General features: G+C 33.8%; 12 protein-coding genes. 2 read left to right on the top strand and 10 right to left on the bottom strand.

Features of this window, described 5'->3' with window-relative positions:
- The first annotated feature begins 170 nt into the window (after positions 1-170).
- Positions 171-869, top strand: a complete 699-nt coding sequence (locus Q0800_RS13935) for an RluA family pseudouridine synthase (RefSeq protein ID WP_299130945.1) — start codon at positions 171-173, stop codon at positions 867-869.
- Here Q0800_RS13935 and Q0800_RS13930 read toward each other — a convergent pair.
- From Q0800_RS13930 to Q0800_RS13890, 9 genes are all read right to left on the bottom strand, one after another.
- Positions 866-1,669 (bottom strand): histidine kinase, encoded by an 804-nt coding sequence (locus tag Q0800_RS13930; RefSeq protein WP_299130943.1) that lies wholly within the window; start codon positions 1,667-1,669, stop codon positions 866-868. The genes Q0800_RS13935 and Q0800_RS13930 overlap by 4 nt on opposite strands.
- Entirely contained in the window at positions 1,648-2,352 is a 705-nt protein-coding gene (locus tag Q0800_RS13925) for a hypothetical protein (RefSeq protein WP_299130941.1), read from the bottom strand. The genes Q0800_RS13930 and Q0800_RS13925 overlap by 22 nt, the downstream gene beginning before the upstream one ends.
- A 14-nt stretch (positions 2,353-2,366) precedes the next feature.
- Positions 2,367-2,882 carry a hypothetical protein gene (locus tag Q0800_RS13920; RefSeq protein WP_299130939.1) on the bottom strand — a complete coding sequence of 172 codons (516 nt, stop codon included), beginning with the start codon at positions 2,880-2,882 and terminating at the stop codon, positions 2,367-2,369.
- A gap of 89 nt (positions 2,883-2,971) precedes the next feature.
- Positions 2,972-3,820, bottom strand: coding sequence for a biotin-dependent carboxyltransferase family protein (locus Q0800_RS13915; RefSeq protein WP_299130937.1), 849 nt, complete (start codon positions 3,818-3,820; stop codon positions 2,972-2,974).
- Entirely contained in the window at positions 3,813-4,544 is a 732-nt protein-coding gene (gene pxpB / locus Q0800_RS13910; protein WP_299130935.1) for a 5-oxoprolinase subunit PxpB, read from the bottom strand. The genes Q0800_RS13915 and pxpB overlap by 8 nt, the downstream gene beginning before the upstream one ends.
- A gap of 1 nt (position 4,545) precedes the next feature.
- A complete protein-coding gene (gene pxpA, locus Q0800_RS13905; RefSeq protein ID WP_299130933.1) occupies positions 4,546-5,292 on the bottom strand; it encodes a 5-oxoprolinase subunit PxpA in 747 nt (248 codons plus the stop codon).
- Complete coding sequence (locus Q0800_RS13900; protein ID WP_299130931.1) at positions 5,293-6,519, bottom strand: Nramp family divalent metal transporter; 1,227 nt, start codon at positions 6,517-6,519, stop codon at positions 5,293-5,295.
- On the bottom strand, positions 6,516-7,634 hold the full coding sequence (locus Q0800_RS13895) for a DUF2891 domain-containing protein (protein WP_299130929.1): 1,119 nt from the start codon (positions 7,632-7,634) through the stop codon (positions 6,516-6,518). Before Q0800_RS13895 ends, Q0800_RS13900 begins: the two co-directional genes overlap by 4 nt.
- Before the next feature lie 50 nt (positions 7,635-7,684).
- On the bottom strand, positions 7,685-9,223 hold the full coding sequence (locus Q0800_RS13890; RefSeq protein WP_299130927.1) for a YifB family Mg chelatase-like AAA ATPase: 1,539 nt from the start codon (positions 9,221-9,223) through the stop codon (positions 7,685-7,687).
- 230 nt (positions 9,224-9,453) lie between these two features.
- Between Q0800_RS13890 and Q0800_RS13885 the strand changes: the two genes are divergently transcribed.
- Positions 9,454-9,714, top strand: coding sequence for a hypothetical protein (locus Q0800_RS13885; RefSeq protein WP_299130925.1), 261 nt, complete (start codon positions 9,454-9,456; stop codon positions 9,712-9,714).
- A 25-nt stretch (positions 9,715-9,739) separates the two neighbouring features.
- Here Q0800_RS13885 and Q0800_RS13880 read toward each other — a convergent pair.
- A partial coding sequence (locus Q0800_RS13880) for a T9SS type A sorting domain-containing protein (RefSeq protein ID WP_299130923.1) occupies positions 9,740-10,921 on the bottom strand: 1,182 nt, incomplete at its 5' end.

Here is a 10,921-nt window from a genome sequence, read left to right as displayed (position 1 = left end):
GTGGTTAGTGGTTAGTGGTTAGTGGTTAGTGGTTAGTGGTTAGTGGTTAGTGGTTAGTGGTTAGTGGTTAGTGGTTAGTGGTTAGTGGTTAGTGGTTAGTGGTTAGTGGTTAGTGGTTAGTGGTTAGTGGTTAGTGGAAATTTGTATAATTGGTGTTAAAAAAAAATAAAATAGATAAAATCATTTCCAACAAATACAATCTTCAAGTTTTGTATGAAGACAATCACATTATCGTGGTTAACAAACGTGCAGGTGACCTTGTACAAGGAGATAAAACAGGAGATAAACCGCTCAGTGATGTTGTAAAGGACTATATAAAAGAAAAATACAATAAGCCTGGTAATGTATATTTAGGTGTTGTACACCGTTTAGACAGACCAACTACAGGAATTGTGATGTTTGCAAAAACTAGTAAAGCCTTACCGAGACTCAATAAACTGTTTGCTGAAAAAACGGCTAAAAAAACTTATTGGGCCTTAGTTAAAAATACACCTCCAAGGCATGAAGCCAAATTAGTTAATTGGTTAAAAAAGAATCCTAAAAATAATAAGTCCACAGCGTACGACAAGGAGGTAGAAGGCAGAAAAAAAGCGATACTCAATTATTCAGTAATAAAAAAATTGGATAATTTTTATTTACTAGAAATTGACTTAGAAACGGGGCGGCACCACCAAATTCGTTGCCAATTATCTAAGATAGGTTGCCCAATTAAAGGCGATTTAAAATATGGCTTTGATAGAAGTAATAAAGATGGTAGCATTAGTCTACATGCTAGACAATTGGAATTTATACATCCAGTAAAAAAAGAAGTTGTTTCAATTATAGCGCCATTACCTAAGGATAGTTTGTGGCAAGCCTGTCCTTTTTAAACCAATCTATAAGGGTAAATTAAAATAAGAACTGTCCCATTATTAGGTTTAGACTCTAAATGAAAGTCCGCATTAATTAATGCAGCGCGTTTTTTCATGTTGTTAATGCCAGAGCCTTGTTTTACTGTAGATAAGTCATAGCCAATACCATTATCGTCTATTCTAATTTCTAAAATATCGCTTTTGTAAGTGATCTCTACATTCAAATTTTCTGCATTCGCATATTTTATGGAGTTTGAGATAAACTCTTGCAAAATCCTGAATAAAATTATTTCATCTTTTTTATTCTCAAAGTTTACCTTTTTACCTGTAACGGCATAGTTAGCTTCAATTAATCCCGATTTATTTAAACGATCTATCTCGTTTTTAACTGTTGCATCAAAACCTAAATTAAAGATAACATCACTATTTAGAGATTTAGATAAGGACCTTACTTCTGCAAGTGACTCTTTTAAGGCCTCAGAGGCATTAAGGACTTTCTTTTTTACATCTTCACCAACTACTTTTAGGGCAGCATTCATTTGCATTGTAGAGAATGATAATAGTTGCCCAACATTATCGTGTAATTCTCTACCTACATGTTTTAACGTTTCTTCTTGGATTTCTTGTTGGGTTTTAGTGAGTTCTTCTTCAAAAGCTTGTTTTTGTTTTAATTGTTCTACTAGTAACTGGTTTTTTCGTTTTTGGAATACTATGAAGAAAATTACGATTAAAGTGCAAATGATAAGCAAAACACCTATCATATAAATTAAGAGATAGCGCTCTGCATCAGTACTTACTATTTGATCTCTTGTTTGCAAAATATGATGGCTAAAATTAAAGTTAAATAAAAAGAAAAATTTACTAGCAAATAAATTTGCCATTTTAAAATTACAAAGTTCCAATCTGCTGTTGAAAAATATATCTCATAAAACATCATTGGACCAGTAATTATGGTCCACAATAAAATTGAAATATTTATATAAAAATAAATAGACTTATAAAATTCTATAATTTTATAGGACTGTAAAATCTGGTATAAATATAAAAATACAGAAACTAAAATCATCCATATACTGGTAATTTTAAAAAAACGTTCTGTTGGATCAAATAATGCTTCAAAATTAAAAATAGAGTATAGAAAAATCTGTGTTACATAGAGTACATAAAGTATTTTTAATACTTTTTTATAAAGAACATTCTCAATGATTCTATAATTTAAAAAAGTAATAAAAGTGGTCAAACCGCCAAACCAGAAAACAACATACCACCAGTAATTAAATTGAATTTTAGTATCCTCTATTAGATAAAATAAATTTAGTGTTTTTAGATATCTTGGATATCTTCCTAAAAGATCCACAAAGAATGCATAAACAACAAAAAAAATCAAAAATTTAGCAGTAGTATTTTGGTATTTTTTAAAATAATAAATACCAACTACTGCTGCTAAAAATTCAATGGAATGAGTTAATAAAAAATAATTTTCTTTTAAAAACTCTTCCATATTGTAATTTAAATTTATTGCGGATAATTGGCGCTTGGTGGATCTCCCTGCCCTCCCATATTCAAACCATCAGCACCTGTAATATCATTACTACCAATTTGTGGCTTCAATAAGATACTTCCTTGAGCTATATTTTTTTTACCTGTTGGTATAAAAAACATAGTGGTTAAACCAGTTTGTCCTTTAGAGTCTGGGTAAGATCCTAAATAGACGCGTAAGCCATCCATAGTGTACCCTAATTCACCCGATTGGTTCTCCGCATAATTGATATAATTCTGTATATCTTCTAAAGACCACCACGATGAACGATTATCACCGCCATCTGTAGATTTCTTGAACAAAGAATCATTAATAATTCGATGTTTTATATTATAGGCTTGGTCTAGAGCCATTGCCTCTTTTGGTGTAATAATGCCCTTGGGTGCGGCAATTTCTCTAATTTCCATTTGATCAGATTCTTTACAACAATAAAAATACATAATAGCACCACCTATTATGACACCTAGCAGTAAGGTTCCTAAATTTTTCATAATAATAAGTCTTAAAATTAATTGATAGCCTTGTAATGTATTAAATTTTTTGAATAAAAAAAATTATCGCTAGTTGTTTTCTTACAGTATTATTCTATTAATCTAAGGTTTATGCTGTTTTCTATGGTTTTTTGACCTAAACTATTAATTGCATTTTCTGTTAACTGTAAGATGCGTGGATAACCACCTGTAGTTTGGCAATCTCGCATTAAAACTATTAAAGTTCCACTAGGTGTTAACTGCACAGTGCCTGGCAATACTGGTGATGTAATTATTGGTTTTAAGTCATTTTTTAAAAGAGGTGTAAGCTGATAGGCCATTCTGCTGTTGAGCTTAGACACTTTAAACTCTGTAGTAAATAGTTGATTTTTTTGAACATCCGATAACCAGTTAAACTCAGGACCTTGGTAAACTTCAATTATATTCAAAGTCCATATAGTTTTATTATACTTTACAACCGCGTTTGCAGCATTATAAGACCTTGCAAATGGCATATACTTAATCACATCACCCTTACATAGCTTTGCCGATGTTGTTATTTCATTATATTGGCTTCTACTTTCTAAGACCAGCTCTGATCTAAACCCTCCTTTTATTGCCACATAAGTTCTAAAGCCCAATAATGCGTTACCAAAATCTACAACCGTATTTGCATTAATAGGTATAATTGTATTTTGCTTTACAGCATTACCATTAATCGCTGGTGACATATCTGCTCCCGAAATTACAATAAACGTAGACTCTAAAAATTGAAATTTACCACCAACCATAGTCATCTCAATAACAGCAGCGCTTGCATCGTTACCCAATAAAGCATTAGCAAAATCAGCAGAATAAGCGTCCATTGCACCAGAACGTGGTACTCCATATGCTCTGTAACCAAACCGTCCTTTGTCTTGTACGGATGAATAAAACCCAGATTTTAAAACTTTAAGCATTCGTTGAACTGAATTTTGGTGTAAACGCGTCTTTAGCAAAACGTTTTTTAAGCTTTAGAAATTCTAACTTATCTATACTTTTAAATTTTAGTTTATCTCCTGCTTTTACAAAACATGGAGGATTATGGTCAACATTAAACAATGTCACTGGTGTTTGTCCAATAATATGCCATCCTCCAGGACTGTTTTGCGGATAAATTCCTGTTTGCTGTCCGCCTATAGCTACAGCTCCTTTTTTTATGTTAAGATTTGGCGTAGATTTTCTATTAAAATAAAGTTTAGGATCTAGACCTCCTAAATATAAAAACCCAGGTAAAAACCCAATGAAAAAAACCGTGTAAATTACTTTAGAATGTAATGTTATAATTTCTGATTTTGAGCACTGTTTTTTTAATGCTAAGTTATCTAAATCTATGCCGTATTCTTCATTGTAGCACACAGGTATTTCCCAAATTTTAATTTCAGGTTTTTCTATTCTATCTTGAAGTTTAAAAAGCGATTTAAGACGCTTAAATTCAGCATTTATATTTTCAACAGCTACATCGTAAATAACTAATATTGAATTATATGTATTTACAACCTCAACGTTTTGTTTAGAATAGTGATTTAAAATAGATGTTTTAAAATTTAAAATTGAATTAAGTATGTTTTCATCAATTTCTGAAGGCCAGTCAATCAAAATTGAACATTTATTGTAACGTGAAAATTTTAAGTTATAACTCATTTTACACACGCTTTAGTTGTATCCTATTTTTCGGCAATTCCGTATTCAAAAATTGTAAGATTTCAGTTGCGTTTTCTGTGTCACCATGAATACAAAATGTCGATGCTTCAATGGGTACTTCTACACCATTTATAGCGACGACTTTATTATGCTTTACCATGCTCAATATTTGATTTAAAATTTGATGCTTATCAGTTAAAATTGCATGTTTATTTTTACGAGACACTAAAGATAAATCATCATTATAATTTCGATCCGCAAATGCCTCTAATACAAGTGCTATATTCTCCATATCTGCCAATTTTGCAATTACGGAATTGTATGGTGCATAAAGTTTTATGGGCACAGTCATACTTTTTATAACCTCTATTATGACTTTGGCAGTCTTTTCATCCACTGCAGCTAAGTTATATAATGCGCCATGAGGTTTTATATGATGCATATAAGCGTTTTCTTTGTTTATAATTTTTTGAAGCTTTTCTATTTGCATTTTTAAGCTCGAATATAGATCTGCCGTAGATATATTAATAAGCGTTCTACCAAAATTTTCTTTATCGGGAAACGATGGATGTGCACCAATCTTAACCTTATGTTTCAAGGCTAGCTTTACAACTTCTGTCATAGTACCGTTGTTACCTGCATGGCCTCCACAGGCAATATTACAAGATGACACGTATGGCATTAGCTCATTTTCGTTATTTAAGCCCTCTCCTACGTCTGCATTAATATCTAAGCTAATTGTATTCATTTATATTATTTTAAATACGGTCAAAATGCCTTTTACACCTAAGAAGATAGTGACTAGCAATATAAGCACACCAAAAGAATTTTGAAGTTTGGTATTCTTGTAAACACCTAAAACTGCGTGCTTATTAACAATCCAAAGTAAAAATCCTGCTACAATAGGGAGAAGCAAACCATTGGCTACTTGGGCAAACTTTATAATCTCTATAGACTTAAAACCTATAGATGCAAACACTACACCTAGACCTAAGATACACATCCAAACCATTCTAAATTTTAAAGACCTTAAATTAGGATGCCAGCCCAGACAACCACATGCCACATAGGCTGCTGCTAAAGGAGCGGTTATGGCACTTGTAATACCGGCAGCAAAAAGACCAATAGACAAAAAATATTTAGCATTAACGCCAAACAAAGGTTCTAAACCCATTGCCAAATCAGACGCATTAGAGATTTCTTTAGAGGTTATTGCCGAAGCGGAAATAATAATACACACAGACACAAGCCCTCCCAAAACAACCGCAATTATGGTGTCTTTTTTTGCTAAAGATAAATCGTCTTTAGAGGTCCACTTAGTTCTTGCCAATGCCGCGTGTAAAAACAAATTATATGGTACCACGGTTGTACCTACAAGCCCAATAACGGTGAGTATACTTTTTTTAGGAAATTTAGGAACTAACATACCTTTTAATAATTCTAAAACATTCGGTTTGGTTAGTATTGCTGTAGTTATAAATGCTATACTCATTAATATCACTAAACTCACTAGTGCCTTTTCTAACACTCTATAATTACCTAAATAAAGTAAAATGAATGCTACAACTCCTATAAAAATAGGAAATACCTCAATATTAGAATTAAGATTATTAACCGGAGTGTTGCCTAATAGCGTTTGTAAACCCAATGCGCCACCACTGATATTTCCAGCTTCGTAAGCTGCATTTCCTACAACTATAGCAGACAATATTAAAACAATAGCAAGCCCTCTTAGAATTGGGTTTTTAAGCTCTTCACGTATGACTTGAGATAAGCCTTTTTGGGAAACAATACCCAAACGCGCTGCCATTTCTTGCAAAATTACTGTTGCTATAACCGACAATACCATTGCCCAAAGTAGTGCATAACCAAAATTAACGCCTGCAACTGTACAGAGCGTAACTGTACCAGGGCCAATAAAAGCCGCAGCCACTAGTGGTCCAGGGCCAATATTATTAAAAAACATTTTTATCATCTATCTATAGAATTTAAAGCATAGATAGCAAAACTGCCTAGCCAATGACCACCTTCATAACTATCTCCAACAATACTTGGTAAAGAATAATTGATATGTTGGTTAGCTATATTTTTAAGATGCTCGTATTCAGGTATATCTTGGGCAATTTTATACAGGCTCCAAGCTCTAGAAAAGTTGACACCATCTAAATGCACTAATTTACCATCTGTACGGTCCGAGACCTTGCCTGTTTCAATATAAAAAGCTTTATCACCAAGTTGCTGTAAAAACTTAGCGATCCAAGTTTTAAATTCTTGTTTTGACAAAACCCGTTTCATAAGCGCAGCTTCTTCTAAACATGGAGATAAAAAATCGAAACCGCTTGGCTCCCATTCTATAGGACACGCTGCGTCATTTTGGTAAAAATCTTTTGCGCGCTCCTCAATGAGACGTTTTAATTTAATATTATTTAAAGTCTCGGCATAGTCGTAAGCAAAACTCAACCCAAATGCTGTATTAGGATGCTCACCAACTCTAATGGGATAATTAAGTTTTGGTAGAAACTCTAAATATTTACCCACAATTAAATCCGTAAGCGGTTTAAGATTTTGTTCTAAATCTCTAGCTACAGCATCATCCCATTTATGCAATTCCTCAGCGAGTTTTAGCAGCCAAGCCCAACCATAGGTACGCTCGTAAGATGCATTATGCTTACTGTAAAAGTAAGCAACTTCTTTTTTAATATTTTCTTTTGAAATACTTTGTTGCAACCAACTTATAGCCTTTTTACGCTTTTTTAACTCAGGGAATTGACGTAACAAACTCACTAAACTCCAATGCCCATGAACTGCAGAGTGCCAATCGAAACACCCATAAAATGCAGGATGTAATTCTCTTGGCGATTTTAAATCCTCACTACTACCAATGGTTTGATTGAGTTTGTTTGGGTATTCTACACCAACACAAGACAGCGGTAATTCTGCTAATCGGTTAGCTTGAGCAAGATTTAAAATTGGTGTCTGCACTCCTTCTAAGTGAACTGAAGTTATTTGACTATTATTAGTTTGTGGTTTGTTTTTCTGCTTACAACCAAAACTAATAATTACTAATATTATTAAAAATAGGTGTTTCATAATCTTTATTATATCTAAACTAATGGGTTTAAAAATTTTACTTGTATTTATTAGCCCAACCAGCCCTCTCGATCCAAACTACGATATTGTATAGCTTCGCTAATATGATTTCCTAAAACATTTTCAGAATTTTCTAAGTCCGCAATGGTTCTGGCTACTTTAAGAATCCTGTCATAAGCTCTTGCGGAAAGGTTTAAACGTTCCATGGCAGACTTTAATAATTGTAATGATGCCTCATCTAACTTACAGTATTTACGAATCTGTTTCGTATTCATTTGCGCATTGTAATGCACATTTTTCAAAGCATCAAAACGTTTGGTTTGAAGTTCTCTAGCTGTTGTTACTCTTTTTCTAATATCAACAGAAGATTCCGCTTTTCTATCATCCGATAATTTTTCAAAAGGTACTGGAGTCACTTCAATATGTATATCTATTCGGTCTAAAAGGGGACCTGAAATTTTACTCAAGTAACGTTGCATCTCAGCAGGGCTAGAGGTTACTGGCGCATCAGGATCATTAAAATAGCCACCAGGACTCGGGTTCATACTCGCCACTAACATAAACGAGCTTGGGTAAGTCACCGTAAATTTAGCTCTACTAATAGTAACTTCTCTATCTTCTAGCGGTTGACGCATCACTTCTAAAACTTCGCGCTTAAATTCTGGTAATTCATCTAAAAACAATACACCGTTGTGTGATAAGGAAATTTCTCCAGGCTGTGGATAACTTCCGCCACCGACAAGGGCAACATTAGAGATGGTATGGTCAGGGCTACGAAAAGGCCGTTGAGCCATAAGACCTGCATGGGCTTTTACTCTCCCAACGACCGAGTGGATTTTTGTGGTTTCTAAAGCCTCATGCAGGGTCATTGGAGGTAAAATACTTGGTAATCGTTTGGCTAACATCGTTTTACCAGAACCTGGTGGGCCAATCAATATAATATTATGACCACCTGCTGCCGCAATTTCCATACAGCGTTTTATACTCTCTTGGCCTTTAACATCAGCAAAATCGAATTCTGGAAAATCGAGATTTTTATAAAATTCCTCTCTAGTATTTATTTGTGTTTCTTCAATTAGCTCACCCTTATCAAAATGATTAATGACCTGAGTGATATTATCTACGCCAAAAACTTTTAAATCGCTAACGATTGCGGCTTCTTTAGCATTTTGACTTGGCAGAATAAACCCTTTAAAACCCTCTTCCCTTGCTCTTACTGCTATAGGCAAAGCCCCTTTAATAGGATGCAGACTCCCATCTAAGGACAATTCTCCCATTATGAGATAATCCTCTAAGTTGTCAGCTTTTATTTGATTAGAAGCCGCTAAAATACCAATGGCCAACGTTAAGTCATATGCAGAACCTTCCTTACGTAAATCGGCTGGTGCCATATTTATAGTTAACTTTTTACCTGGTATCCTAAACCCATTATTTTGAAGTGCCGCAGCTATACGATAATTGCTTTCTTTTATAGCATTATCTGGCAGCCCAACCAAATGATAACCAATACCTTTATCTACATTAACCTCTACAGTTATTGTTGATGCTTCTACACCAAAAACAGCACTAGCAAATATTTTTTTGAGCATAATTATTTATTTCTATAAATCTACAAAAAACAGTACTTACAAAATGATTGAATACTTTTAAAAAAATAGAACCTAAGTTACATGGGCTTTCTATCGGTTAATACTCACCGGCGTTAGCCTGAAACACTTTTATTGTAAAATCACACACATTACCGTTCATCGAATAATTAATGCTTTTTATGGATGTTTTTAAAATAAATACTACATTTGCCCTCCCAAATCGAATAAACATGAAAAACTTACTACGTTCTAGCGTATTGCTAGCCATGATGTCTTGTCTTTTATTTTTTGGTTGTTCTGTAACTGAAGATGAGACCCCTTGTAACTGTGAAGAAGCCACTTACATTGAAGAAAAATTTCTCGCAGATTCTGCAGATGACTGGCAGCTTAATAGAGTTGAAACCAACCGCGTTTCTGTAGAATGCCAAGATGAAACCGACTTTGTACGCACAGGTAATGGCACAGAAGTTACACGTATTGAATGTAACTAATCCTAAAACATAGGTATTAATAAACTTATTGCTTTATAAACTTTCTGGTGGATTTTAAATTTCCAGATTGCAGTGCAATAAAGTATATTCCATTAGCTAAATCCGAAATATCTAAATTAATAGCTCGGTCTAATGGATTTTCATAAATATAGGTACGTCCATTACTATCAAAAACTCTTAAACTATTTATAATCTGTCTAGAGCTTACATTTAGTGATGCTTTAGACGGATTAGGATAGATTTTAAACGTATTTAAACTAAAGTCTTGCGTATTTAACGGAGCTACAACTTCTGTAGAAACTGTATTGGTGATTATAGGTGCGTTAAAATCAAAATAAATAGCAGCTGTACTGCTAATAATATCACCAACGGTAACATCTGTTTTAGGTTTTATCCTAAAGGCTATATAGCCTTGTGATAACGCTTCACTTTCGGACTGCGGAGGTAGATTAATAGCATCAAAAATAAATTCAACAAAATTGTCGTTGGTTATTCGTACAACATAATCGTGACTAGAAGACATTGGCTGCAAGGTCGTCCATTCTAACTTATCGTCTAATACATCCTCTATCCTAACATTTATGGCACTGGCCGAGCCTGTATTTTGAAAACGCACTATGTAGTCTAAATAGTTTCCTGTTTCTTCTTCAAAAATTGAATTGCCTTGTAGTACCCGCTTATCATTTGGATCAAATGAATTCACAACCGTTTGTTCTATAGTATAGGTATTATCATCGGGAGTAAAATCATTAGCCGAAGGTGAAATATTGGCCGTAAACATTAATACATCTCCATCATTAACCGTTGGTGGTGGAAATACGTTGAATTCGAGATTAATAAAACGCGATTCAAATGGATTTAGATTTGTAAAATCAAAGATTAAACTATTAGAGTCTTGTGATGCTATAGCCTCGGAAGCTGATAAAAACGTTAGGATAGCATCATCGAAATTTACGGTTATTGATCCTGTGACTAGATTAGTTCCTATGTTATTATATATTAATTGATAGGATGCATCAAACCCTGGACGCGCTTCAGAAGTTGGGATAAACGTAATGTCTACATCTTCAATACTTTGATTGGCTTCGACGCAGAAATCAACAGTATCCTGCTCATTAAAATCACTAAATACAGAAATCTGAGATGGATTGGTAACCGTAAAGTAACTCGGTAAACTCGAAACTATATTTGTTGTATATGTATTAGC

The sequence above is a fragment of the uncultured Winogradskyella sp. genome (genome assembly GCF_937958655.1).
Classification (GTDB): domain Bacteria; phylum Bacteroidota; class Bacteroidia; order Flavobacteriales; family Flavobacteriaceae; genus Winogradskyella.
Note: the sequence above shows the minus strand (reverse complement) of the source record. Positions and strands in the feature narration are given on the sequence as shown.

Coding starts and splice junctions, on each gene's coding strand:
- Q0800_RS13895 (WP_299130929.1), bottom strand. CDS start 7,634: ATGAAACACCTATTTTTAATAATATTAGTAATTATTAGTTTTGGTTGT.
- Q0800_RS13900 (WP_299130931.1), bottom strand. CDS start 6,519: ATGATAAAAATGTTTTTTAATAATATTGGCCCTGGACCACTAGTGGCT.
- Q0800_RS13890 (WP_299130927.1), bottom strand. CDS start 9,223: ATGCTCAAAAAAATATTTGCTAGTGCTGTTTTTGGTGTAGAAGCATCA.
- Q0800_RS13915 (WP_299130937.1), bottom strand. CDS start 3,820: ATGCTTAAAGTTTTAAAATCTGGGTTTTATTCATCCGTACAAGACAAA.
- Q0800_RS13920 (WP_299130939.1), bottom strand. CDS start 2,882: ATGAAAAATTTAGGAACCTTACTGCTAGGTGTCATAATAGGTGGTGCT.
- pxpA (WP_299130933.1), bottom strand. CDS start 5,292: ATGAATACAATTAGCTTAGATATTAATGCAGACGTAGGAGAGGGCTTA.
- Q0800_RS13885 (WP_299130925.1), top strand. CDS start 9,454: ATGAAAAACTTACTACGTTCTAGCGTATTGCTAGCCATGATGTCTTGT.
- pxpB (WP_299130935.1), bottom strand. CDS start 4,544: ATGAGTTATAACTTAAAATTTTCACGTTACAATAAATGTTCAATTTTG.
- Q0800_RS13925 (WP_299130941.1), bottom strand. CDS start 2,352: ATGGAAGAGTTTTTAAAAGAAAATTATTTTTTATTAACTCATTCCATT.